Source organism: Cupriavidus sp. KB_39, from assembly GCF_052114485.1.
In the GTDB taxonomy this organism is placed as follows: domain Bacteria; phylum Pseudomonadota; class Gammaproteobacteria; order Burkholderiales; family Burkholderiaceae; genus Cupriavidus.
The window spans coordinates 1-24,826 of record NZ_JBFREV010000046.1; the positions used below are offsets into that span (position 1 = coordinate 1).

General features: G+C 68.3%; 22 protein-coding genes and 2 tRNA genes. 6 read left to right on the plus strand and 18 right to left on the minus strand.

Annotation, left to right across the window (positions count from 1 at the left end; all coding sequences use genetic code 11):
• Both AB4Z27_RS25220 and msrA read right to left on the minus strand, forming a co-directional pair.
• Positions 1–638 (minus strand): FAD-dependent oxidoreductase (locus tag AB4Z27_RS25220; protein ID WP_441645535.1); only part of this gene is annotated, 638 nt, incomplete at its 3' end.
• 64 nt (positions 639–702) lie between these two features.
• The gene (gene msrA / locus AB4Z27_RS25225) at positions 703–1,209 is read right to left on the minus strand and encodes a peptide-methionine (S)-S-oxide reductase MsrA (protein ID WP_092300641.1); all 507 of its coding nucleotides are present in this window, start codon (positions 1,207–1,209) and stop codon (positions 703–705) included.
• A 90-nt stretch (positions 1,210–1,299) separates the two neighbouring features.
• Here msrA and AB4Z27_RS25230 point away from each other — a divergent pair, with 90 nt between their 5' ends.
• The gene (locus tag AB4Z27_RS25230; RefSeq protein WP_441593317.1) at positions 1,300–1,929 is read left to right on the plus strand and encodes a uracil-DNA glycosylase family protein; all 630 of its coding nucleotides are present in this window, start codon (positions 1,300–1,302) and stop codon (positions 1,927–1,929) included.
• Here AB4Z27_RS25230 and AB4Z27_RS25235 read toward each other — a convergent pair whose 3' ends face one another.
• On the minus strand, positions 1,930–2,895 hold the full coding sequence (locus tag AB4Z27_RS25235) for a LysR substrate-binding domain-containing protein (protein ID WP_092300647.1): 966 nt from the start codon (positions 2,893–2,895) through the stop codon (positions 1,930–1,932).
• 251 nt (positions 2,896–3,146) lie between these two features.
• Between AB4Z27_RS25235 and AB4Z27_RS25240 the strand changes: the two genes are divergently transcribed.
• On the plus strand, positions 3,147–4,196 hold the full coding sequence (locus AB4Z27_RS25240) for a Bug family tripartite tricarboxylate transporter substrate binding protein (protein ID WP_441645536.1): 1,050 nt from the start codon (positions 3,147–3,149) through the stop codon (positions 4,194–4,196).
• A gap of 2 nt (positions 4,197–4,198) precedes the next feature.
• Positions 4,199–5,800, plus strand: a complete 1,602-nt coding sequence (locus AB4Z27_RS25245) for a gamma-glutamyltransferase family protein (protein WP_441645537.1) — start codon at positions 4,199–4,201, stop codon at positions 5,798–5,800.
• Positions 5,801–5,834: 34 nt separating this feature from the next.
• Here the strand turns inward: AB4Z27_RS25245 and AB4Z27_RS25250 are convergent, their stop codons facing one another.
• Both AB4Z27_RS25250 and AB4Z27_RS25255 read right to left on the minus strand, forming a co-directional pair.
• A complete protein-coding gene (locus tag AB4Z27_RS25250; RefSeq protein WP_441645538.1) occupies positions 5,835–8,786 on the minus strand; it encodes an autotransporter family protein in 2,952 nt (983 codons plus the stop codon).
• A 148-nt stretch (positions 8,787–8,934) separates the two neighbouring features.
• Entirely contained in the window at positions 8,935–9,405 is a 471-nt protein-coding gene (locus tag AB4Z27_RS25255) for an Lrp/AsnC family transcriptional regulator (RefSeq protein WP_092300659.1), read from the minus strand.
• 136 nt (positions 9,406–9,541) lie between these two features.
• Between AB4Z27_RS25255 and AB4Z27_RS25260 the strand changes: the two genes are divergently transcribed.
• Positions 9,542–10,471, plus strand: a complete 930-nt coding sequence (locus AB4Z27_RS25260; protein WP_092300662.1) for a DMT family transporter — start codon at positions 9,542–9,544, stop codon at positions 10,469–10,471.
• A 24-nt stretch (positions 10,472–10,495) separates the two neighbouring features.
• On the opposite strand, the gene AB4Z27_RS25265 is transcribed toward AB4Z27_RS25260, so the two are convergent.
• On the minus strand, positions 10,496–10,966 hold the full coding sequence (locus AB4Z27_RS25265; protein WP_092300665.1) for an Lrp/AsnC family transcriptional regulator: 471 nt from the start codon (positions 10,964–10,966) through the stop codon (positions 10,496–10,498).
• Positions 10,967–11,126: 160 nt separating this feature from the next.
• On the opposite strand from AB4Z27_RS25265, the gene AB4Z27_RS25270 reads away from it, so the two are divergent.
• Both AB4Z27_RS25270 and AB4Z27_RS25275 read left to right on the plus strand, forming a co-directional pair.
• Positions 11,127–11,438, plus strand: a complete 312-nt coding sequence (locus AB4Z27_RS25270) for an AsnC family transcriptional regulator (RefSeq protein WP_092300668.1) — start codon at positions 11,127–11,129, stop codon at positions 11,436–11,438.
• A gap of 146 nt (positions 11,439–11,584) precedes the next feature.
• The gene (locus AB4Z27_RS25275; protein ID WP_092300671.1) at positions 11,585–13,684 is read left to right on the plus strand and encodes a TonB-dependent receptor family protein; all 2,100 of its coding nucleotides are present in this window, start codon (positions 11,585–11,587) and stop codon (positions 13,682–13,684) included.
• Positions 13,685–13,709: 25 nt separating this feature from the next.
• Here the strand turns inward: AB4Z27_RS25275 and AB4Z27_RS25280 are convergent, their stop codons facing one another.
• The 12 genes from AB4Z27_RS25280 to upp form a co-directional block, all read right to left on the minus strand.
• Positions 13,710–15,125: a DUF1254 domain-containing protein gene (locus tag AB4Z27_RS25280; protein WP_092300675.1), complete on the minus strand. Its 1,416-nt coding sequence runs from the start codon at positions 15,123–15,125 to the stop codon at positions 13,710–13,712.
• A 211-nt stretch (positions 15,126–15,336) separates the two neighbouring features.
• Positions 15,337–15,678 (minus strand): hypothetical protein, encoded by a 342-nt coding sequence (locus AB4Z27_RS25285; RefSeq protein ID WP_092300678.1) that lies wholly within the window; start codon positions 15,676–15,678, stop codon positions 15,337–15,339.
• A 225-nt stretch (positions 15,679–15,903) separates the two neighbouring features.
• A tRNA-Arg gene (locus tag AB4Z27_RS25290) sits at positions 15,904–15,980 on the minus strand.
• 67 nt (positions 15,981–16,047) lie between these two features.
• Positions 16,048–16,830, minus strand: a complete 783-nt coding sequence (locus AB4Z27_RS25295; protein WP_441645539.1) for a hypothetical protein — start codon at positions 16,828–16,830, stop codon at positions 16,048–16,050.
• A 322-nt stretch (positions 16,831–17,152) separates the two neighbouring features.
• Positions 17,153–17,239 (minus strand) — tRNA-Leu (locus tag AB4Z27_RS25300).
• A gap of 86 nt (positions 17,240–17,325) precedes the next feature.
• Complete coding sequence (locus tag AB4Z27_RS25305) at positions 17,326–18,600, minus strand: amidohydrolase family protein (protein WP_441645540.1); 1,275 nt, start codon at positions 18,598–18,600, stop codon at positions 17,326–17,328.
• Positions 18,601–18,643: 43 nt separating this feature from the next.
• Positions 18,644–19,597: an ABC transporter permease gene (locus AB4Z27_RS25310; protein ID WP_092300762.1), complete on the minus strand. Its 954-nt coding sequence runs from the start codon at positions 19,595–19,597 to the stop codon at positions 18,644–18,646.
• Positions 19,594–20,685, minus strand: coding sequence for an ABC transporter permease (locus tag AB4Z27_RS25315; protein WP_092300687.1), 1,092 nt, complete (start codon positions 20,683–20,685; stop codon positions 19,594–19,596). Before AB4Z27_RS25315 ends, AB4Z27_RS25310 begins: the two co-directional genes overlap by 4 nt.
• Positions 20,675–22,231 (minus strand): ABC transporter ATP-binding protein, encoded by a 1,557-nt coding sequence (locus AB4Z27_RS25320; RefSeq protein WP_441645541.1) that lies wholly within the window; start codon positions 22,229–22,231, stop codon positions 20,675–20,677. The genes AB4Z27_RS25315 and AB4Z27_RS25320 overlap by 11 nt, the downstream gene beginning before the upstream one ends.
• Before the next feature lie 60 nt (positions 22,232–22,291).
• Entirely contained in the window at positions 22,292–23,308 is a 1,017-nt protein-coding gene (locus AB4Z27_RS25325) for a BMP family protein (protein ID WP_092300693.1), read from the minus strand.
• 78 nt (positions 23,309–23,386) lie between these two features.
• Positions 23,387–24,058 carry a TetR/AcrR family transcriptional regulator gene (locus AB4Z27_RS25330; RefSeq protein ID WP_092300696.1) on the minus strand — a complete coding sequence of 224 codons (672 nt, stop codon included), beginning with the start codon at positions 24,056–24,058 and terminating at the stop codon, positions 23,387–23,389.
• Complete coding sequence (gene upp / locus AB4Z27_RS25335; protein ID WP_092300699.1) at positions 24,058–24,750, minus strand: uracil phosphoribosyltransferase; 693 nt, start codon at positions 24,748–24,750, stop codon at positions 24,058–24,060. The genes AB4Z27_RS25330 and upp overlap by 1 nt, the downstream gene beginning before the upstream one ends.
• Positions 24,751–24,826: the final 76 nt, after the last annotated feature.

The following is a 24,826-nucleotide window of genomic DNA, read 5'->3' on the forward strand; positions in this document are numbered from 1 at the left end:
TCCCGCGCAATCAGGTGCTGGCCGCGCTCCACCACCGTGACCTGCGCGCCGAGACGGCGGAATACCTGCGCGAACTCCAGTCCCACATAGCTGCCGCCGATGACGATCAGGTGCCCGGGCACCTCGGTCATCGCCACCATGTTCGTATTCGTCAGATAGGGAACCTCGGCCAGCCCGCCGATTTCCTTGGGCGCCAGCGCACGGCCGCCCACATTGAGAAAGATCTTGTTCGCGCGCAGCAGGCGGTCGCCCACGCGCACGGTGCGGGGGCTCTCCAGCCGGGCGTGGCCACGGATCAGCGTGCAGCCTTGCATGCCCCCGAGCCAGCCTTCCAGCCCCGTGCGGGACTTGCCGCTGATCTCCGCCACGCGGGCGCTGACCCGGGCCATGTCGATGCGGGCCGGCCCCGGCAGCATCACGCCGTAGTCGGCGGCGCGCGCCGTCAGATGGGCCGCATAGGCGTTGGCGACGAGCGCCTTGGTCGGCGTGCAGCCCACGTTGACGCAGGTGCCGCCGACCTGATGGCGCTCGATGATCGCCACGGTCATGCCCGCCTGCGTCAGCCGGCCCGCCAGCGACGGGCCCGCCTGGCCGGTGCCGATGATGATGGCGTCGAAGATTTCAGGGGAATCCGACATACAGCCTCCTCATCGGCCCGCCGGCCGCATGGTCGCCGAACTTACAACTGGGGCGCTACACGCATTACACGCGCGCCGGCAGCTTCCAGTTCGGGCGCACGAAGTGGCAGGTATAGCCATTCGGCAGCCGCTCCAGGTAGTCCTGGTGCTCGGGTTCCGCCTCCCAGAACGGGCCGGCCTGGGAAATCTCGGTSACCGCCTTGCCCGGCCACAGCCCGGAGGCGTCCACGTCGGCCACGGTGTCCTCGGCCACCTGTTTCTGCTCGTCATCCATATAGAAGATGGCGGAGCGGTAGCTGGTGCCGACATCGTTGCCTTGCCGGTTCTTGGTGGTCGGATCGTGGATCTGGAAGAAGAATTCGAGGATTTGGCGAAAGCTGATCTGCTTCGGATCGAACACGATCTCGATGGCTTCCGCGTGGGTGCCGTGGTTGCGATAGGTCGCGTTCGGCACATCGCCGCCGGAGTAGCCCACGCGCGTGGAGAGCACGCCCGGATAGCGGCGCAGCAGGTCCTGCATGCCCCAGAAGCAGCCGCCGGCGAGGATGGCGGTTTCGGTTTGCGTCGTCATACGTCTGATCCTTTCATTCGGGCGGCCGGCGAGAGCGCCGGCGCATCGACCAGTAATATACGCATGCCTCAGGAATTTCGCAGAATGGCTATGCCGTCCCCACCTTACTCACCGGGTCTTTCCCCCGGTTTCGCMCCCGATGCCGTGCAGCGCCTGCGCCACGAGATCGCCGCCTGCACGCGCTGCGCGGCCGACCTCGCCGCCGGGCCGCGCCCCGTGGTGCAGTTCAGCGCCACGTCACGCATCCTSATCATCGGCCAGGCGCCGGGCTCGCGCGTGCACGCCAGCGGCGTGCCATTCGACGACCCCAGCGGCGACCGCCTGCGCCACTGGACCGGCCTCAGCCCCGAGGTGTTCTACGACGCCAGCCGCGTGGCCCTGATGCCGATGGGGTTCTGTTATCCGGGCAAGGGGCCCAGCGGCGACCTGCCGCCGCGCCGCGAATGCGCGCCGCTCTGGCACGAGGCCATCCTGGAACACCTGCCGCCGGACCGCCTGACGCTGCTGGTCGGCAGCTACGCCCAGGCGCGCTATCTGCCGAAGGGTGCCGGCGGATCGATGACGGACGCCGTGCGCAACTTCCGCGCAGCCGGGCCGCATGTGTTCCCGCTGCCGCATCCGTCCTGGCGGGTGGTGGGATGGATGCGCCAGCATCCGTGGTTCGAAGCCGAGCTGCTGCCCGCGCTGCAAGCCGCCGTGCGGGAGCAACTCGCTGGATAACTACGCGGCGGAAGCCAGCACCGCCGGTCGCGACGACACCAACCGGGGCGTGGCCGACCCGGGCGTCTCCAGCATCCGCCAGAACTCCAGCAGCGTGGGATTGCTGCTGATTACGGGCCGAAACGCGACGATCTCGAGTTCCGCGTACCAGGACGCATCGCCGGCATGCACCAGCGTGCCGTCGGCCAGCGCCTCGGCGGCGGTGCTCAACGGCAGCCACGCCAGCCCGTGGCCCTCGGTCGCCATCTTCAGCAGCAGCATGGCCATGTCGGCCTCGTAGCAGCGCACCAGCCCCCGGTGCGCGTTGTGCGTCTCCAGCACGGTGTCGAGCACGCGCCCGAGCGTGGTGTTGGGGGTGTAGGCCAGGAAGGGGATGGGCGGCGCGTCGCCCGGGGAGGCGGCGGGCACGGCGAAGCGCGGGCGGCCATCGGGCCGGGGGGCCGAGACCGGCAGCAGCGTGTCGGCGCCCACGGTCAGGCTSAGGAAACGGTCCGCATCGAGCGATACCGGCACGCGCGGGTGGTTGTAGCCGAGCATGAGGTCGCAGTGGCCTTCGGACAGCGCCACCACGGCGTCCAGCACATTGGCCGCCACCACACGCGCGTGGAAGTCGCCGAAGCGTTGCTGGCAGCGCTTGAGCCAGGCCGGCAGGAAGGCCAGCGAGAGCGTGTGCCCGGCGGCGATGTCGATGGCATTGCCCGGCAGCGACGCCTCGCGCCGCAAGGCGGCGCGGGCGTCCAGCAGCAGGTCCGCCGCCTGCCCGGCCGTCTCGCAGAARGCCGCGCCGGCCCGTGTCAGCGCCAGCGGGTAGGTGTTGCGGTCCACCAGTTCGGCGCCGACCCAGTCCTCCAGCGAGCGGATGCGGCGCGACAGCGCCGACTGCGTGATGTGCCGCAACTCGGCGGCACGCGAGAAACTGCGCGTGCGTTCCAGCACGAGCAGGTCTTCGATCCATTTCAACTGCATGATGCGACCCCATGACCGGGCCACGGATGCCTGCGGCGCCCGGATGAGACATCCCTATTCCGGTTTCGCATAGGTTCATGGCCAATTTGCATCCCATGATGCACGGACCGTGCCTAGAATCGATCCCACTCCCAACAGCAGGCCGCCCCAAGGCGYGCGGCCCCTGGCATGACAGGCGCGACAGAGCCCGCGAGACAGCGGCCGGTGCGTCAGATGTTCCGCAACCCATCGCCCTCGGAGTCTCTCCCATCATGTTGAAGTCGTCGTTCCCGTCTCCCTCGCCCGTCCGCACCGCCCCGGCGCATGCGCGCACCATCCTGAACCGCGCCCTGCCSSTGCTCGTGGCCGCCGCCGGCCTCTCGGGCGCCCTGGCCGCACCGGCCGCATTCGCCGCACCCGCCGAGTATCCGGATCGTCCGATCCAGCTCGTGCTGTCGTTCCCGCCCGCCGGCGCCACCGACGTGCTGGCCCGCGCCGTGGGCACGCGGCTCTCGCAGGTGCTCAAGCAGCCGGTGGTGGTGGAAAACCGCCCGGGCGCCGGGGGCGCGCTGGGCATGGGCTACGCCGCCAAGGCCGCGCCGGACGGCTACACGCTCTACATGGCCGCCGTCAGCAATGCCGCCATCGCCGCCGTCACCTACAGCAACCAGCCGGCCAACCTCGCCAAGGATTTCGTGCCGATCGCCGGCATCGGCAATGTGCCGCACATCCTCGTGGTGCCGTCCACGCTGCCCGTGAAGACCGTGCCGGAACTGGTGAAGTACCTGAAGGCGTCGCCGGGGCAGTACAACTTTGCCTCGCAGGGGTCGGGCACGCTGTCGCACCTGGAGTCGGAGCTGTTCCGGCTGCGCACGGGGGTGGACGTGATGCACGTGCCGTATAAGGGCAGTTCGTTCGCGCTGCCGGACCTGATGGCGGGCCGCTCGGCGATGATGTTCGACAGCATTCCCTCGGCCCTGCCGCACGTGAAGGCGGGCAAGCTGCGTCTGCTGGCGGTGGCCTCCGACCAGCGCGTGAAGTCCCTGCCCGAGGTGCAGACCATGGGCGAAGCCGGCATCCAGGACTTCCGCGCCAACAACCTGTTCGGCCTGGTGGCGCCCAAGGGCACTCCGCCGGCCGTGATCGAGAARCTGGCCGCCGCCACCAAGGCCGTGCTGGCCCAGCCGGATCTGGTCGACACGATGGATGCCCAGGGCGTGCAGATCGTCTATTCGGCGCCGGACAAGTTCGGCCGCATGATCAACGAGGAAATGCGCGACTGGGCCAAGGTGGCGCAGGCCGCGAAGGTCAAGGTGGACTGAATATGACGGCTTTCTGGGATTTTCCGTACACGGCGCGCCGCTTGCCGGTGCTTGCCGACAATGTGATCGCCACGTCGCAACCGTTGGCCGCCGCCGCCGGGATGCGCATGCTCGCGCGAGGCGGCAATGCCGTGGATGCCGCGCTGGCCACCGCCATCGCCCTGACCGTGGTGGAACCGTGCATGAACGGCATCGGCGGCGACGCCTTCGCGCTGATCTGGGACGGCGAGACGCTGCACGGCCTCAACGCCTCCGGCCGCGCGCCGCGCGCCTGGACGCCAGAATCGTTCGCGCGCCACAGCACCATGCCCTTCACCGGCTGGGACAGCGTGACGGTGCCCGGCGCGGTCTCGGGCTGGCGCACCACGTGGGAACGCTTCGGCTCGCTGCCGTTCGAGGACCTGTTCGAACCCGCCATCGAGTACGCCACCAATGGCTACGTGGTCTCGCATACGGTCCATCGCCAGTGGCAGGCGCAGGTGCCGGTGCTGCGCAACGAGCCCGGCTTTGCCGAGTCGTTCGCCCCGCGTGGCCGGGCGCCGCTGCCCGGCGAGCGCTTTATCTGCCCGGGGCAGGCGGAGACGCTGACGCGCATCGCCCGCTCCGGCGGGGAGGACTTCTATCACGGCGAACTGGCGCGCAAGATTGCCGATCACGCGCGCGCCACCGGGGGCCGCATCGACGAAGCCGACCTCGCCGCCCACCGTGCGGACTGGGTCGAGCCGATCCGCATGGCCTACCGCGACCTGGAACTCTATGAAATCGGCCCGAACGGCCAGGGCATTGGCGCGCTGATGGCGCTGGGCATGCTCGAGCATTGGGATATTGCCGAGTCCGGGCTCGATAGCGCCCGCACCATGCACCTGCAGATCGAGGCGATGAAGCTCGCCTTCGCCGACCTGCAAGCCCATGTGGGCGATATCGATGCCATGCGCCGGCCCGGCGCGGTGTCGCCCGAGGCGCTGCTCGATCCCGCCTATCTGGCCGAACGCGCGCGCGCCATTCGCCCCGACCAGGCCTCGTATCCCGGCCCGGGCAAGCCGCACACGGGCGGCACGGTCTACCTGACCGCCGCCGACCGCAACGGGATGATGGTGTCGTACATCCAGTCGAACTTCAAAGGCTTCGGGTCCGGCGTGGTGGTGCCCGGCACGGGCATCGCGCTGCATAACCGGGGCTGGGGCTTCAGCCTGGAAGCCGGCCATCCCAACCAGGTGGCGCCGGGCAAGCGCCCGTTCCACACCATCATTCCCGGCTTCCTGATGCGCGACGGTGCGCCACTGGCGTCGTTCGGCGTGATGGGTGGGTCGATGCAGGCGCAGGGCCACGTGCAGATGACGAGCCGACTGGCGGATTTCGGCCAGAACCCGCAGGCCGCCAGCGACGCGCCGCGCTGGCGCGTGATGGACGATAACGTGGGGGTAGCCGTGGAAGCCCATTGCCCGCCCGCCACCGTGGAGGGGCTGCGCGCCATGGGACACAAGGTGGAGCAGGCACCCGCCGACAGTCTCGACTTCGGCGGGGCCCAGATGGCGATGAAAATGCCGCACGGCTATGCGGCGGCATCGGATTCCCGCAAGGATGGCTATCCGGTGGGGTTCTGACCCCGCCGGACGGCCATCCCGCCTCAGCGGGGGCTTACCAGCGGTAGCGCATGCCCAGTTGCGCCTTGCCGGCSGTGTAGTCCTGCGCGCCGGCCTCGACGCCRATGCTGCCCCACACGGTCAGGCGCCGCGTGACATCGCCCTGCATGCCGACCCGGGCTTCGAGRCGGTTGGCAGGCAGGTCCTCGCGGACGACGAGCGAGTCGAACTGCGCGGTCTGCGTGGCGGGGCCATGCCACCAGTTGATTTCGGCAAACGGTTTCATCCGCATCATGCCGATGGGGCTGCCGGCGGTCTCGGGATGGCTGACATCGCCATGCAGGCGCAGGCCCAGCCGCGTGGTGATGCTGCTCTCCGAGAGCTGGCTGACCACGGTGCCGCCCTGCTCGACATGGCGATCCGCCCAGTAGTTCGCGTAGAGGATCTGCAGTTGCGGCTCCAGATACGTCTGCACGTCCGCCGAGCGTTGGAGCGGGAAGGCGTGGCCGGTTTCGATGGAGGTGACGAGGTTCGACGAGCGATAGCGCTCCGAGGGCAGGCCCGCGCCGTTGACCTCATTGTCATAGGCGCCATACATGACCCACGCATCCACGTAGGGGCCGGTTTCCGTGTGGCGATTGCCGTACCAGGTGCCGTAGACCCCCGCGCTAACGCCATCGACCTTGCCGTGCGCGGCCAGCGGCCCGTTGTTCGACACGTTGCGGCTGCCGCCGTACGCGCCCATCACCCCCACATGGATGCTGCCYTTGTCCACCGGCAAGCGGAGCACATCGCTGCCGCCATGCACGAGGTAGCGGTTGTCGCTGCCGGTCAGGCCCAGCGCGCTGTCGCGGCTGGCCGTGGCGCCGACCGTGCGCAGCCAGGCGTGGCGGCCTGCGCGGTTGGCGTCGCCGGTACCGGCGGCGGTGCGCTCGCCCTCCCGGTCGCGCAGGGTGTGGAACAGCAGGGTGCTGGCGGCGAGCTTGTTGTTCAGATAGGCGCCGACCTCCGGCCGCAGCGGCGGCAGCGGATCGACGTCGTCAGGCTTCCCGTCGGACCGCACCTGCGCCACCAGATACCAGTCTTCGGCCGTGCCACCCTCGCCGCCCCGCAGCAGTTGGTAGTCATAGGCGCCGGCGGCGATCGATCCCACGCCTTGCCGGTAGCCGTCCGAGCCGGGGTTCAGGCGGAACGCCCTGGCGTCCGTGGCGCCGCCGTTGCGCGTCTCCACGAGGCGGATGCCTTGCACGGTCTGCGCGCCTTCGCCGCCAGCATGGCGGATCAGCAGGCTGGTATCGCCCGAGGCGCGCGCGCCGTCGAGCACGATCTTGTCGGTGGCCGATSCATCGCCGCCCATCTGCGTGGCGAGCCGCACGGTACCGCCGTTGCCGGTGTAGTCACGCGTCACGGTCAGCGTGTGGCCGGGGGCCGTGCCGGTGACGAGGTTGACCATGCCGCTGTTGGCGAGGCTGGCGACCACGGCATCGCCCTGGGTGTTCCAGGTCGATWGCGGGTCCACGGACAGGYTGAAGGTGCTGCCGGCCTCGATGCGCGCCGCGCCGTCCAGCGTCGACGATTCCAGGCCGAGGTTCAGCGTTGCCGGGGCGGCAGCGTTGCCATTCACCAGTTCGATGACGTGCGTGCCGCCGGATACCGTCGCGCGCCGCAGCGTCGCGTCCAGCGTGGTGCCCTCCACAAGGATGCCCGCACCCTGATGGGCCACGAGCCGCGCGTCGGACACGAGGGCTGAACTCGTGCCCTGCCCGTAGGCCGTGGCGACCAGGGCCGCCGCGCCCGCGCCGTGCGTCGTGACCGAGCCGTGATGCAGGTGCAGGCTGGCGGCGCCGCCCAGGACCGTGCCATGGGCGTCAGCGCCGTGCGTGGCGATGTCGACATCGTGCGTGATCAGCGTGGCGGGATGGGTCGTGCCCGGTTTCTCGCCGATCGCCAACAGGCCGTAGGCTTCCGCGCCCTCKGTGGTCACGGCGCCGCCGGTGAGCGCCACCTGCGCCCCGTGCATGGCGAAGGCGCCTGCGGCGCGCTGCCCTTTGGTCGTCACGGCCAGATCGCGGGCCTCAAGCTTGCCGCCCGACAGCGCGCCCAGGCCGTGKGCGAGCGCACCCTGCGTCTGCACGGTGCCGCCCCGGATATTGGCCGTGCTGACGTAGTCGTGCTGGTCGTTGACGCCCTCCACCCAGACGCCGGCGGCACCTTCCCCGCCGGTGACGATATCGGCCTGCGCCACGTTGATGGCGCCGGACATCGCATGGGCGCCGTGCGCCGCCTTGCCGGTGGTGCGGATGCGCGTGCCGGTGGCCTCGACGAGGGTGCCGTGGCTCAGGCCAATCGCCTCCAGCCCGTGGCCGCGCAGCCCGCTGGTGTTGATCACGCCGCCCGTGATGGTGACGGTGGCCTCGCTGTTGGCCTCCACCGCGCTGATATGGTCGCCGCTGGTGTTGATGGTGGTGTCRCGCACGTCGATCCGGGCCCCGCCACTGAAGGCCATCACGCCATGGCCGGCTTCGGCCGTGATSGTGCCGCCCGTGATGCCGATGCGCGCACCGTCGTCGGCCCGCGCGCCTTCGTAGGTCTGGCCCGCGAAGACCTGTACGTTGTGGAGGTCGATGCGGCTGCCGTCGTCATAGGCAAACAGGCCCATGCCTTGCTCGGCGCTGATGCCGCCGCCGCGCATGGTGATGACGCCGCCGCCATGCGCCACCAGCCCATGGGCGCCGCCGCCATGCGTGGCGATGGCGACCGCGCCATTGGTATCGACGATGTTGACGATGCCGCCGTCGTAGGCCAGGACCGCGGCGCCTGCCCGCCCGACCGTGCTGCCGGTGTCGATGGCGCGACCATCATCGACCTGAACCTGAACGCCGTTGGCGACGACCTGCTGGGCGATTGAGGAATGGGAAAAAACGAGACAAGCCGTGGCGATCACGGACAACGGCGTGCCGACAGCCCTGCGCTGTCGGCGGGCCTGCACTGGAGGTAGCACCTGCATGAATGGACTCGAAGAGTAAGTAGGAAGGGCCGGTCCGCCCCGCCTTGTGAGCGAGGCTTCCCGGGCGCCCGCGCATTCTCACGAGTCACATTTCCTGTTTCTATGGGCATTTCCTTAAATTGCAGCAGGATGCCAGTCGCATCAATGTCTACCCCAGCGGCAGCGCCGTGCTGTACAGCACCTGCTTCAGCGCGAAGCTGGAGCGGATGCTGGCCACGCCCGGGATGCGCGTGATCTGATCGATGATCAGACGCTCGAGCGAGTCCACGTCGGCCACCACCACCCGCAGCAGGTAGTCGGCATCGCCCGACATCAGGTAGCACTCCATCACCTGTGGCAGCGCGGCGATGCGGCGTTCGAACTCGTCCAATGTCTCGCGGCGCTGCTTGTCGAGCGTGATCGAGATGAACACCACCACCTTGAGGCCGAGCCGGCGCGCGTCCAGCAGCGTGACCTTGCGCGCGATCACGCCCGATTTCTCCAGTTGCTTSACCCGYGCCAGACAGGGCGACGGCGACAGGTTCACGCGGCTGGCCAGCTCCACATTGGTGAGGCTGCCGTCGCGCTGCAATTCGCTCAGGATCCGGATATCTGTGGCGTCGAGATCGATGTCCAGCATGTTGCGCTTCCTATTCGTGCAAAAACGGCATTCTATGCYGGAATCGGAGGTCAGCGCAGTTGTATCCGGTGATTGCTGCGGCGCAACCAGACGTAGACTTTTCAGCACCCCGCACCCGTTCCGGAAACCTTTCCCGATGTCTGCCCAAGCTCCCGCCGGCGCCGCTCCGGCCGCTGGACTCAAGAAATTCCTGCCCCTGATCGGGGCCGTCGCCATCTGGGGCGGCAACTGGCCCGTGATGAAACTCGGCCTGGCCCACGTCAGCCCGCTGTGGTTCGCGGCGCTGCGCTTCGGCTCGGCGGCGCTGATCAGCGTGGTGGTGCTCGGCGCGCTGCGCCGGCTGCGCCTGCCCACGCGCCAGGAATGGCCGCTGGTGATCAGCGTGGGGTTGTTGCAGATGGGTGCCTTCACGGCGCTGGCGCTCTGGGCCTTGCAGTACGTGGCGCCGGGGCGGGCCTCGGTGGTGGCCTACGCCACGGCGATCTGGGTGATTCCGCTGTCCGCGCTGGTGCTGGGCGAGCGGCCGTCGCGGCTGCAATGGCTGGCCACGGCGTTCAGCTACGCGGGCATCGCCGTGATCGTGGCGCCCGCGCTGGGCGACTGGGAGTTGCATACCGTGATGGGGCTGACCATGTTGCTCGGCGCCTCGCTCGCGTGGTCGGTCAGCATCATCCATCTGCGCGCGCACCGCGCGGTGCGGCTCGGCGCGGACATGATTCCGTGGGAATGCGCGGTGGCCACGGTGCCGCTGCTGTTGCTGGCCCTGTTCCGCGATGGCGCGCCAGATCTCGGCGCGATGGCGGACATCTGGCCGATCATCCTCTACACCGGCCCGCTCGCCACGGCGCTGACCTTTATCGTCGTGCTCAATGTCACGCAGGCGCTGCCGCCGGCAGCCACCTCCATCGCCATGCTCGGCGTGCCGCTGCTCGGCCTGCTGCTCTCGGCGGTGGCCTGGCACGAGCGCATTTCCGCGGATCTTTCGATTGGCCTCGCGCTGATCGGCCTCGGCGTCATTACCACCGCGCTGGCGCCCCGCCTGGGCAGGCTGGCTGCGCCGCGCTGATTTCTCGGAAAACGCGGCAAACGGCTAGGGCTGCACTGAAGGCTCGCGCTTCAGGGTGCGCAGCACGAAGGTCGAGTGGCTGTGCCGCAGGCCGGGCAGCTTGTAGAGCTTGTGGCGCAGGAATTCCTCGTAGCCCTCGGTGCCGGCCACGGCCACCTTGATCAGATAGTCGTACTCGCCCGTCAGCAGATGGGCTTCGAGCACTTCCGGCAGTTCGGCCAGCGCCTCGCCAAAGCGGCGGAACATGTCGTCGTCGTGGCGATCCAGCGTGACTTCGATTAGCACCGTGTCCGGCAGGCCCAGCGCCTTCTGGTTCAGCAGCGCCGCGTAACTCTCGATCACCCCTGCTTCCTCCAGCGCCCGCACCCGGTTCCAGCACGGCGTGGCGGACAGGCCAACCAGCTCGGCCAGCTTCGCATTGGAGATGCGCCCGTCGCGGCGCAGTTCGCGCAGGATGCGGCGGTCGATGTCATCGAGCTTGGGAAGGTTCGACATGGCGGATTCGCTTCAAGAAGAATAATCATCCGATGATTGTATGACAATCAGCGATTTCTTCTTCATCCGTACTCATATCGAAGAAAAATCAGAAGCTCATTTTCCGCCGGCGCTGGTAAATTTACCGGACACCTTTCGCATCACATCCGAACCGCCTGCCATGCCGCTTCCCACCCTCGACCTCGCCCTCGAACTCGATCCCGCCGATGTCTTCGGCAGCCTGGAATGGGTGCTCGCCAATGCCCGCCGCACGGGCCTGACGCTGCAGGCGCTGCGCTTCGACGCCAATGCTGCGCAGGGCGTGCGGTTCTCCGCCAGCGCGCCGGTGCCGGAACTGCTGCACGTGTTCGTGCGCCGCATCGGCCATGGCGTCGATGTGCGGATCGTGGACGCGGAATTTGGCGATGACGTCGATGGGCTCGACGGCCTGATGTCCGTCACGCTGCCCGAGCCGGTGGCGCTGCCCGCCTGACCTGGGTCAGGCGGCGGCATGAATCAGAACTAGGTTAGAAATCGGTCGAAAAACCGGCCTCATGCGCGCGTAGCTGTGTCTTTGTGTCACATGGTGCGCGCGCAGGCCAGGCCGTATCCTCTCGGGAAAAATTCCAAGAGGAAGTCATGAATCGAGCCAATCCGTGGCGCCGCGCGGCAGTCTTGCCCGTGGCCGCCTTGTCCACGGCTGCGCTGGGCCAGGCGGCCAGCGCGCCCGACCCCGCACCCGAACACGTGCTGCCCACCGTCACCGCGACGGCCCCGGCGGCGGGATCGCTGACCGCGCCCAGCATCAGCCAGCAGCGCCGGTCGCTGTTCGAATCGGCGGGCTCGGTGGGGTTTGTCGACGCGGCGTCGTACACCAACACCTACGCCAGCGATCTGCGGGATGTGCTCAAGGATGCACCCGGCGTCTACGTCCAGGAACGCTACGGCCAGGAACTGCGGCTGTCGATACGCGGCTCGGGCGTGGCGCGCGGCTTCCACACGCGCGGCATCGACATCCTCCAGGACGGCGTGCCGACCAACTTCGCCGATGGCAGCGGTGACTTCTACCAGATCGATCCGATCGGCCTGTCAGCGGCGGAGATCTACAAGGGCGGCAACGGCCTCGCCTACGGCAGCACCACGCTGGGCGGCGCGATCAACTTCACCACGCCGACCGCCCTGAACGCCGAGGCGCCGAACATGGCGCGCGTGGACGGCGGCAGCTTCGGCACGATCCGCGCGAGCGGGCAGGTGTCGCGCCAGATCGGCGCGTGGGACTTCCTGGCCAACCTGACCGTGAACCATTCGGAGGGCTACCGGAACCACGAGCGCGGCCAGTACGAGCAGCTCAACGCCAACCTCGGCTACCGCTTCAGCCCGTCCGTGGAAACGCGCTTCTACTTCGGCGCGTACATCGTCGATCAATTGCTGCCCGGCACCCTGAGCCTGAACGACGCGCTGAACAACCCGCGCATGGCCTCGGCCAGYGCGCTGGCGGGCGACCAGGCCCGCAACACGCGCACCGAGCGGCTGGCCAACGTGACGACCGTGAAGCTCGACAACGGCCAGCTCGACTTCAGCACCTGGGTCATCCACAAGAGCCTGTACCACCCGATCTTCCAGGTCATCGACCAGGATTACTGGACGTACGGCTTTGCGCCGCGCTACACGGGCAATTTCACGCTGGGTGGCATGCGCAACCAACTGATCGCGGGCGCGCGCTTCTTCGGCGGCAACAACGATGCGCGCCAGTACGTGAACGTGAACGGCAGCCGGGGGGCGCAGACGCTGAACGCGGCGCAGGATGCGTATAACTACGAGGCGTATCTGGAAGACCGGCTCTACGTGGTGCCCACCGTGGCGCTGATGGCCGGCGCCAAGGCGTACCGCAACCGGCGCGAGTACCAGGACTACGGCGGCCTGCCCGCCAGCCCCACGGCCAAGTCGGACGGCGCCACCTACAGCGGGGTGAACCCGAAGTTCGGCGTGCTCTGGGAACCGCGCAAGGACGTGCAGGCCTTCGTCGACATCACGCGCAGCGCCGATGTCCCGGATTTTTCCGATCTGAACCAGACCATCGGCGCGACCAACCAGTTCGTGCCGCTGGCCGCGCAGCGCGGCTGGACGCTGGAGGCCGGCACGCGCGGCCAGGTGGACCGCTTCGGCTGGGATCTGACGGTGTACCGCTCCCTCGTGCGCGACCAGTTGCTGCAATACACGGTCAGCCCCGATGTACCGGCTTCCACCTTCAACGCCAATCGCACCATCCTGCAAGGCGTGGAGCTGGGCGCCAGCGCCGACGTACTGCGCAACGTGGCCGGCCCCGGCGACAAGATCACCGTGTCGCAACTGTGGAATTTCAGCGATTTCAGATTCGACAACGACCCGGTGTACGGCAACAACCGCATCGCCGGCATCCCGAAGCACGTGCTGCGCACGACGCTCGCGTATAGCCAGGTGGCGGGATTGCGGGTGGCGGGAACGATCGACTGGGTGCCGACCGGCGCCTATGTGGATTACGCCAACACGATGAAGGTGCCGGCCTACGTGCTGTTCGGCATCCAGGCCAGCTACGAATTCCAGCGCGGCGTCACGCTGTTCCTCGATGCCCGCAACCTGGCCGACAAGCGCTATATCAGCGACTTCGGCACCGTGGCCGACGCACGCACCGCCAACACCGCGGTGTTCTACCCGGGCGTGGGGCGCGCGTTCTACGCGGGCGTGAAGTTCAAGTTCTGATGGGGGTGGGCCGCCGGTTCGCGCGTCAGTTCACGCGCTGCACGGCCGGCGGCGCCCACTTGCCTTCCAGCATGGCCTGGTCCGGCCAGTAGGCGCGCAGCACGAGGTTGAAGCCATCGGGCGGCGCCGGCAGCCAGTTGGTCGCGCGCGCGCCGTCGGGGCGCTCGTACTGGATATAGATGTCGAGCGAGCCGTCGCGGTTGTAGCGCAGGCGGTCGCGGCTGCCGAGCGCGTAGCGCTGGATCGCGTTGTTCACGAACGTCTGCTTGTTGTTATAGAGCGTGAGCGACCAGAACGCCTTCACCGGCGGCAACTGCCCTTTCTCGAAATGCAGCACGTAGCGGCTGCCGCCATCGAACGGCCGGCCCGTGGCATCGGCGCGCGTGGCGGGATAGACCGCGTCCTCGGGCAGGTTCGCGCCCAGGCCCACCATGGCGATGGCYGCGCGCTTGGTGTAGTCGGTGCCGTAGCTGCCGAGGTCACGCGTCACGCGCCAGCCGGTGCTGCCGGCCGCGCCCTTGCGCGCTTCGGCGGCAATCCCGGCCAGCGCCGCGGTGGCGCCTTCCTGCACGGCGCGCGCCGTGGACGGCTCCAGCACGGTGGTCTTGAACGGCTCGCCGGCCTCGATCCCCATCCGACGCATTTTCCCGACCATCGCCGCATCCTCGGGCGCCGGCGGGTTGGCCTCCAGCAAGTCGGCCATGCGTGTGAAGAACGCCTGCGCGTCCATGGCCGCTACCTGCTCGACGGGCGGCGTCTGGGTGTCGATCAACGTGGCACGCGGCGGCGCGGCCGGCGGCGCCACGCGAGCGCCCTTCTGCCAGGCGGAAAGCGGAATCAGGCGGTAYTGGTCCTGGAGMCGGTGCACGTTCGGGAAGTCCTGCTTCCCGTTGGTCTGCGTGCGGCCAATCAGCCAGACCATGGCGGTGGGCGAGCGAATCTCCTTCACGCCCTTGGGCAGCGTGCCCTGCCAGTCCGGCCCGACGATGGCGAACGCGCCGCGCTTGGTGCCCGAGGTGCGCTTGCCCGGCGACGCGAAGACATTGGTCCACGCATCCATCAGCGGCATCAGGTAGTAGCGGCCCGCGGTATCGGGCACGGACAGAATCACGGGCTCCTTCGACAGGTCCAGCCAGGCCGTCGAATACAGCGTATCGGCGTTGGGGCTGACCACGTCGGTGAACATGGCATCCGGGAAGTTGCGCTTGTGGACGAAGGTGTTCGCCGGCGTGCGGGCCGTCATCACCTCGCGTGTCACGTCCATCAGCACGAGTGGATAGCCGTACGTGAACACCTCCGCGGACAGGGCCTTCATGGCCTGATCGGAGGGCGGCTGCTCCACGGCCGTGGCGGTGGTCGCACGTTCGTTGGTGGACGAACATGCGGTGAGCAGGACGGCCAGCGCGACCACGCTGGCCAGATTGCGAATGGAAGGATTCATGACCCCGTTTCCCTTTGGACTGGCGGCCTTCCGGATAGACGGGCAAACGGACGGGTAAAGCGTCGCTTGTCGCCCCGGAGGCGCATCTCTTCCGGACGAATGATGTGCCCGCCGATCCGCCCGTGTCAATGTCCCGGCAACCCAATTAAGGGGGGAAACGAACACGCTTCGGGCGAATACCGGCAAGGGCTGCCAGGTCGGGAACCCAGCGCTACAGGTAGGTGGCGATCACGACATAGCCGGCGGGGGTGCCGACAGGGATRCCGGGGCCATCCGCCGGCCGGACATTGAGGTGATAACGGCCCACGGACTCGCCCTCCCCGGCTGCCGGCAACGCCAGGGTCCGCACGACGGCACCACCTGGCACCGGGCAGCGCGACTGGAGCGTCGGCCGCTCCCCGGATTGCGGCTGGATGTCGCAGGTCGGCGCGGTGACGGCCCCCTCGAACCGGATCGTCCCGCCCTCGGCGCACGCCACCCCCACCTGCCCCATCAGCAGCCCCGCCGCCACCGTCATCGCCGCCATCGGGAATGCCCACGTCTGCGCCTTCATGCTTCTCTCCTTGATGTCTGAGACTGCCTGAGAAATTTCCTAAGCGACCAGTGTAGCGACGCGACAGATCAGCGAGAAGTGAAGGATTTCGGGATKGTGTGAACGGAYGGGGGATGGYGGCTTCGCGAGGCGGAAGCCGAATAGCGGGAGGACCTGCAGGAGGATGTCCGAGGACAAAAGAAAAACGGGATTGGCAAACGCCAATCCCGTGTTCCTTGCAAATAGTGGCGCGGCTGGCAGGATTCGAACCCACGACCCCTTGGTTCGTAGCCAAGTACTCTATCCAACTGAGCTACAGCCGCACGCGAGGCCGCAATTGTATCGCAATTCGCCTTTCGTGCAAGCGTTTGATGAAAAAAATCGGCATGGTTACCAGCGGTACCGTGCGCCGAGCGTTGCGCCTGGGTTACGACCGGCGCGCCCCTTCATCCAGACCTTCAGGCCGGTGATGGAATTGCGCTGGGCGCCGACGTTGAACGACAGCAGTCCGCGCAGCAGGTCGGTGTCGATGCGGGTGCCGTTGATGTTGATGGTCTTGGCGCGGTTGTCCTGCCACCAGTCGGCTTCCACATAGGGATAGACGCCGGAGATGCGCGTCGGGCGGGAGCCGTAGAGGCGGACGGCCAGGCCGGTGGCGCTGGACTCGCCGGGCGGGGTGTCCCAGTTATTGCCGACGGGCGACATGCCGGGGCGATAGGCCATCTCCACGCGCGACTGCAGCGTCAGTCCTTCCGCGTTGCGCGACAGTGGCGTGTTCATTGCCAACGCCATGCTGCGCACGCTGCTGTCGACAAAGCCGGTGGCGGAGGTCACGTCGTCGAGGTGCAACCGGGCGGGTCGGGGCGCGCCGCGATAGGTCTCAACCTGGCGATCGATGGCGCCGGGGCCCGGCGCGTCGTCGACGGGCCGCGATTGCGCGGACAGCGAAGCGTAGTGCGGACGGGGCAGCCCCGGACCGTCATCGCCGTCCACCATGCGTGGCGGCGCGAGGGCATCGGGCTGGGCGGGGGACTTGGGATGCCCGCTGGCGAGTTCGGGCGGCGCGGCGCCTTCGCCGGTGGGCCCGGGCGCAGGGGCGGACGCGGCGGCGGGCGCGTTCCAACTGTCCGCCTCCTCCGCATGGACCACAACTGCGCCGGCCATCAACGCCATGAGCAACCACCATCGGAGCGACGGATGATGTGCCCAGTCTGTCGCGGCACAAGGTTTCCATCCGGGATGGCACCCGGACCGCTCCTCTCTCTCACGCAACGCCAGCTTTCTCATGGCAACCACCTTGCCGGGCGTTTCTGACCATGCCCGATCAGACTTGAGCATAGGTCAAACATCCGGCGATGGTGAATGCCTGTGTGAACTGCCGCGCAAGCCAAAACCCGCAGAGATCGTACAAGCGCCGAAAACGAAAAAGGCCCCGAGGGGCCTTTTCTTCCGTACAAATAGAAATGGCCCCGCTTTCGCGGGGCCATTTAAATATTGGTGCCCAGAAGAGGACTCGAACCTCCACAGTGTTGCCACCGCTAGGACCTGAACCTAGTGCGTCTACCAATTCCGCCATCTGGGCTTCGTCTCGCTGCATGTCTGCGGCGATGCGAAGAAAGAGATTATGCTGCGATGGTCAGCCTCTGTCAACAGGCTATCGAAAAAATCTTAGCGCAACTGGAAGTCCACCTGTGATGGCCGGCCGTCCAGCGTCAGCGTGGCGGTGGCGGCCGGGGTACGGGCCACCACCTTGCCGGCGCGCAGCACGGCCAGCCGCGTGGCGCGCAGGCGGAGGGCCTCCACCGGATTGCGCGCCTGCAACAGCACCAGGTCCGCCCGGCAGCCCGGGGCCAGGCCGTAGCCGTCCAGGCCGAGGATTTTGGCTGGCGTCTCGGTCACGGCGGCAAAGCAGGCGCGCATGGCGTCCTGCCCGGTCATCTGGGCCACGTGCAGGCCCATGTGGGCGACCTCCAGCATGTCTCCGGTGCCGAGCCCGTACCACGGATCCATCACGCAGTCGTGCCCGAAGGCCACCGGCACCCCCGCCGCCAGCAGCTCCGGCACGCGCGTCATGCCGCGCCGCTTCGGGTAGGTGTCGTGCCGGCCCTGGAGCGTGATGTTGATCAGCGGATTGGCGATGGCCGCCACGCCGGCCTCGTGCATCAGCGGCAGCAGCTTGGACACGTAATAGTTGTCCATCGAATGCATCGACGTCAGGTGCGAGCCCGTGACGCGCCCCTGCAGCCCAAGCCGCACGGACTCGCTGGCCAGCGTCTCGATATGGCGCGACATCGGGTCGTCGCTCTCGTCGCAATGCATATCCACCCGCAGGCCGCGCGCGGCGGCTTCCTCGCACAGCAGCTTTACGGACGCCGCCCCGTCCGCCATGGTCCGCTCGAAGTGCGGAATGCCGCCGACCACGTCCACGCCCATGTCCAGCGCGCGGCGCAGGTTGTCCAGCGCGCCGGGCGCCCGCAGCACGCCGTCCTGCGGAAAGGCCACCAGTTGCAGGTCGAGGTAGGGCTTTACGCGCTCGCGCACGTGCAGCAGCGCCTCCGTAGCCAGCAGGCGCGGATCGCAGACATCCACGTGCGAGCGGATGGCCAGCAGCCCCTTGGCCACGGCCCAGTCGCAATAGGCCAGCGCGCGCTCCACGATGGCCTCCTGCGTCAGCAGCGGCTTCAGTTCGCCCCACAGGGCGATGCCCTCGAGCAGCGTGCCGGACTGGTTCACGCGCGGCAGCCCATAGGACAAAGTCGAATCCATGTGGAAGTGCGCGTCGACGAACGGCGGCGTGACGAGCTGGCCGGCGGCGTCGATCTCCTCGCCCGCCGCGGCGGCCAGGCGCGGCTCCACGGCGGCGATCTTGCCGTTGGCGATGCCGATGTCGATGTCGGTACGGCCATCGGGCAGACTGCAGCGGCGCAGGATCAGGTCGAACATGTGGAATCTCTCTCTTATATATATAGGGGGCGATGGGACCGGATCAGCGCTCGCCCTTGCGGTACGGCTTCATCAGCGCCTGCGGATAGGCCGCGCGGCGCGCCACCAGCACCAGCGCCAGGATCGACAGCACATAGGGCAGCATCAGGTACACCTGGTACGGCAGCGGCGGCAGCCCCGGCAGGCTCGCCCCGCCCTGTTGCAGACGCAGTTGCAGGGCGTCGAACGCGGCGAACAGCACCGCGCCGAGCAGCGCCCGGCCCGGCCGCCACGAGGCAAAGACCACCAGCGCCACGCAGATCCAGCCGCGCCCGTTGATCATATTGAAGAAGAACGCGTTGAAGGCGGAGAGCGTCAGGAAGGCGCCRCCCACGGCCATCAGCGCCGAGCCGGCCATGATCGCACCGATCCGCACGGCCGCCACGCGGATACCCTGTCCCTCCGCCGCCGCCGGATTCTCGCCGACCATGCGCAGGGCCAGCCCCAGCGGCGTGCGATAGAGCAGCCAGCCGATCAGCGGCGCCATGCACAGCGCCAGCAGCGTCAGGGCTGTCTCGGCGGCCATCACRGGACCGATGACGGGTACCTGCGCCCACCASGTCATCGGCGCGAACGGGGTGATCGTCGGCGGCGACGACACCTGCGCGAAGTTCAGCCGGTAGGCGTAGTAAGACACGCTGGTGGCCAGCATCGTCACGCCCAGCCCCGCCACGTGCTGGGACAGCGCCATCGACACGGTCAGCCAGCCGTGCAGCAGCCCGAAGGCCAGCCCCACGCCCGCCGCCACCGCCACGCCGCCCCAGAGCGGCGCGCCGAGGTAGACCGCCAGCCAGCCGGAGAAGGCGCCGGCCACCATGATCCCTTCGATGCCGAGGTTGAGCACCCCGGCGCGCTCGCACAGCAGCACGCCCAGCGTGCCGAAGATCAGCGGCGTGGCCACGCGCAGCACGGCGACCCAGAACGGCGCCGCGCTCACGATATCGAGCAGTTCCATCAGGCGGCCCTCCCGATGCGGTCGAGCCGCACGCGGTAGCGCGTCAGCATCGTGGCTACCAGCATGGTCAGCAGCGCCACGGCGACGATCACGTCGGCGATGGCATTCGGCACGCCCACGGCGCGGCTCATGCCGTCCGCGCCCACCAGCACGCCCGCCACGAACACCGACGCGGCGATCACGCCGATCGGATGCAGCCCAGCCAGCATGGCGATGACCACCCCGGCGTAGCCGTAGCCGGGCGAGATGTCGAGGGTCAGGTAGCCGGTGCGCCCCGCCACCTCCACCACGCCGGCCAGCCCTGCCAGCGCGCCGGACAGCATCGCCGCCAGCAGGGTCACGCGCGTCACYGGCATGCCCGCGAAAGCCGCCGCGCGCGCGTTGGCGCCCACCGCACGCATCTGCAGGCCGAACACCGTGAAGCGGTTGACCGCCCACAGGATCACGGCCAGCGCCACGGCGATCAGCAGCCCGCTATGCACGCGCGARCGCTCCAGCAGCCGCGACAGTTCGAGTTCCGGCACCAGCGCGACGGACTGCGGCCAGCCCATCGCCAGCGGGTCCTTCATCGGTCCATCCAGCATCATCGACACGCCCAGCAGGACGATRAAGTTCAGCAGCAGCGTGGTGACCACCTCGTCCACCCCCAGCCGCAGCTTCAGCAGTGCCGGCACCAGCAGCAGCAGCCCGCCGGCCAGCATGCCGGCCGCCACCATCAGGCCGAACAGCAGCCCGTTCGGGAGCGAAGCCGCCCAAGGCACGGCAGCCCCATCCACCTGCCCGCCCACGGCCACCGCCGCCAGCGCGCCCAGGTACAACTGCCCTTCCGCGCCGATATTGAACAGCCGCGTGCGGAACGCCACCGCCACAGCCAGCCCGGTCAGCATCAGCGGCGTGGCGCGGGTCAGCGTTTCCGACCACGCGAAGCGCGAGCCGAAGCCGCCTTCGAGCAACAGCCAATACGCCTTGCCGACCGGCGCGCCGGCCCAGGCGACCAATACGGCACAAATACCAAGTGTGGCGACGATGGCCCCGAACGGCGCGGCCACCAGCGCGGTGCGCGAGACCGTGGTGCGTGCTTCAAGCCGCATGGGCCACCTCCCCGTGCGTTGCGGCGTGGTCCGCGCCGGCCATGGCCAGACCCAGCGTGCCGAGCGTCCAGCCGGACGCCGCGCGGGCCGGCGTCAGCCGTCCGCCATGGATCACGGCGATGCGGTCGGCCAGCGACAGCAGTTCGTCGAGATCCTCGGAAATCAGCAGCACGGCGGCCCCGGCCGCCGCCGCTTCCAGCAACTGGCGATGGACGTAGGCCACCGCGCCGATGTCCAGCCCCCAGGTGGGCTGGCTGGCGATGACCAGCCGAGGCGTCTGCGCGCCGCGTACCGACAGCGCGCGCCCCAAAATCAGCTTCTGCATATTGCCGCCGGAGAGCGTGCGCGTGGGGGCGTCGATGCCGCCGCCGCGCACATCGAATTTCTTGGCCAGCGCCGCCGCAAAGCGCCGCGCCGGTCCGCTGCGGATCACCCCGCCGCGCACGAACGCCGGGTTGCCCAATTGCTCGGCAATCGCGTTCTCCCACACGGCCAGGTCGCCCACGGCGCCTTCGGCATGGCGATCCTCGGGCACGCGCGCCACGCCGGCGGCAATCCAGCGCCGAGGCACGGCCGGCAGGTCGATGCCTTCCACGGTCACCGTGCCGGACGATGGCGCGAGCATGCCGCTCATCAGTTCGGCCAGCGTCACCTGCCCGTTGCCGGACACGCCGGCGATGCCGACGATCTCGCCCGCATGGAGCGCCAGCGTGACATCGTGCAGTGCCACGCGGCCCTCGGCCGCCGCCACAYTGGCGCGGCGCAGGGTGGCGACCAGTTCCCCAGGCGTCTCGACGGCCACGCGCCGCGGCATCTCCACACGCCGTCCCACCATCAGTTCGGCCAGCTCCTGCTTGCTGGTCTCGCCGACCGCGCGCATCGCCACCAGCTTGCCGCCGCGCAGCACCGCCACGCGATGTGATACACGCAGCACTTCRTCGAGYTTATGGCTGATGAAAATGACCGACAGCCCTTCGGCRATCAATTGCGCCAGCGTGGTGAACAGGCTGTCCACCTCCTGGGGCGTCAGCACGGCTGTGGGTTCATCGAGAATCAGCACCCGGGCGCCGCGATACAGCGCCTTGACGATTTCCACGCGCTGGCGCTCGCCCACGGACAGCGCGCCGACCCGCGCGTTGGGCTGGACGGCAAGGCCGAAGCGCTGGGCGATGGCCTGAACGCGCCCGAGCGCGGCGGCGCGCTGCTGGCGCCAGCGCCAGAGCGGCTCGGTGCCGATCAGGATGTTGTCGAGCACGGTGAGGTTGTCGGCCAGCGTGAAGTGCTGGTGGACCATGCCCACGCCAGCCGCCAACGCTGCGCGCGGGTTGCCGGGCGGCAGCGTCGCGCCATCGACCTCGACGCTGCCGGCATCGGCAACGTAGTGGCCGAACAGGATATTGACCAGCGTGCTCTTGCCGGCGCCGTTCTCGCCGAGCAGGGCGAGCACCTCGCCACGCTGGAGATCGAGCGAAATGTCGTCGTTGGCGGTCAGCGGGCCGAAACGCTTGGTGATATGGGAAAGACGGAGGACGGGAGGCGATGCCATTTCAATGTTCGTGGGTGTTCTCCCCTCTCCCGCACGCGGGAGAGGGGAGTAAAACCAACCTTACGGCGTGGACTTCGGCTCCGTTTCCACCACCTTGACCGTGAACTTGCCATCGAGGATGGCGCGCTCCTTGGCCTTAACCTTGGTCATCACGTCAGCCGGCACCTTGCCCTCGAAGGTGCCCAGCGGCGCCAGCTCGGCGCCCTTGACCTTCATCAAGGAATACTGGCCGTAGTCCTCGTTCTTGAACTGGCCGGCCTTGACCTTGGCCAGCGCGGCGCCAATCGTCGGCTCCATGTTCCACAGCGCCGAGGCCACCACCGTGGCCGGGTATTGCGGCTGGGTGTTGATCACGTTGCCGATGGCCAGCTTGCCGCGCTCCTTGGCCGCGTCGGAAACGCCGAAGCGCTCGGCGTAGAGCACGTCCGCGCCCTTGTCGATCATGGCGAAGGCCGCTTCCTTGGCCTTGGGCGGATCAAACCAGGAGCCGATGAAGCTCACCGTGAACTTCACCTTCGGGTTCACCTCGCGCGCGCCTTCCATGAAGGCGTGCATCAGCCGGTTCACCTCGGGAATCGCATAGCCGCCGACCATGCCGATGTGGTTGGTCTTGGTCATGCCGCCCGCGATCATGCCGGTCAGATAGGACGGCTCCTGGATGTAGTTGTCGAACACCGAGAAATTCGGCGCCTGCGGCTTGCCCGAGGAGCCCATCAGGAAGCCGACCTTCGGGTAGTCCTTGGCGACCTTGCGCGCGGCGGCCTCCACGGCGAACGACTCGCCCACGATCAGCCCCGAGCCCTGCTCCGCGTACTGGCGCAGCACGCGCTCGTAGTCGGCATTCGACACGCTTTCCGAGAACACATAGTCGATCTCGCCGCGCGCCTTGGCTTCGTTCAGCGCCTTGTGGATACGCGAGACCCACTGCTGCTCCACCGGCACCGTGTACACCGCGGCCACCTTCACCTTTGTCTGGGCATGGGCCAGCGGCGTGGCGCCGAGGGCCACGATACCCGCCAGCGCGGCCCCCGCCGCCGCCACTTTCAGCCAGGTGCGGCGATAGCTTTCAATAGGCATGACTTCACTCCCCTTTCGCGTCGTTGCGCGTGATCGAGTACTGCGTTGGAATTCTTTTTTTCTGGTCCAGCATCGGCCTCAGGCCATGCCATGCGCGCGGGCGGACGCTGGCTCGAGCCCGCAGCCGCGCAACAGCAAGGCCACCAGATGCTCGGTGGCCTGCTGGAAGTCCTGGGCGTCCAGCCGCTTCACGCCCAGCACGGCACAGATCTGGGTTTCGAAGTCGGCATAGGTCTGCGTGGCGGCCCAGATCGTGAAGAACAGATGCTGCGGGTCCACCGCCGCCATCTGCCCGCCGGCGATCCAGGCGCGGATCACCCCCGACTTGCGCGCCACCARCTCACGAAGTGCCTCACGCAGCACCCCGCCGATCTCGGGCGCGCCATGGAGCAGYTCGTTGGCAAACACGCGCGAGGCGTCCGGGTGGCTGGCGGAGAGCCGCATCTTGGCGCGGATGTAATGCTCCAGCGCCACCTCGGGCGGATAGTCGACGCTGATGATGTCGGTCTCGGACAGCCACAGTTGCAGCGTATGGGCCAGCACCGCGCGGTACAGCGCCTGCTTGGTGCGGAAGTAGTAGTGCAGGTTCGACTTCGGCACGCCGGCGCGCAGGGCGATGTCGGCCATCGTCGCCCCGGCGAAACCCGCGCGGGCGAACACGTATTCCGCCGCGCGCAGGATCAGCGCCTCGTTCTCCTGTCGAATGCGGCCCGCCGCTTCGCGGGCGGCGGGCGCGACCAGCGCGTCCATTACTTCGTGCCGTAGAGCCGGTCGCCGGCGTCGCCGAGGCCCGGCACGATGTAGCCGTGCTCGTTGAGCTGCTCGTCGATGGCCGCCGTGACGATCGCCACGTCCGGGTGCGCCGCGCGCAGCGCCTGGAGCCCCGGGCGGGAGGCAATCAGGCAGACATACTTCATGGTCGTCACGCCGGCCTCCTTGAGCCGGTTCAGTGCCGCGATGGCGGAGTTGCCCGTGGCCAGCATCGGGTCCACCACGATCACCATGCGCTCGTGGATGTCTTCCGGCATCTTGAAGTAGTACTCGATGGGCTCCAGCGTCTCGGGGTCGCGGTAGAGCCCGATATGGCCAACGCGCGCGGCGGGCAGCAGGTCCAGCATGCCGTCCAGGAAGCCGTTGCCGGCGCGCAGGATCGACACCAGACAGAGCTTCTTGCCCGACAGCACCGGCGACACCATCGGCGCGATCGGCGTCTTGATGGCGATGGTCTCCATCGCCAGGTCGCGCGTGGCCTCGTAGGTCAACAGTTGGCTGATCTCTCGCACCAGACGGCGGAAGTTATCGGTAGTCGTTTCCTCGCTGCGCGCGAGCGTGACCTTGTGCTGCACCAGCGGGTGATTGACCACCATCACCATGGCTGACGGCGACGTCTCTGTATCGGCAATGGCTTGCGCGGCCGTAGGCACGGCGGACAGGTCATTCATGGTGCGCTCCTTGGGTCGACTCGCTGGTTTCATCAGGCACGACGGGCCACTGGCCCGCCGCGCCCGGCTGCCTGCA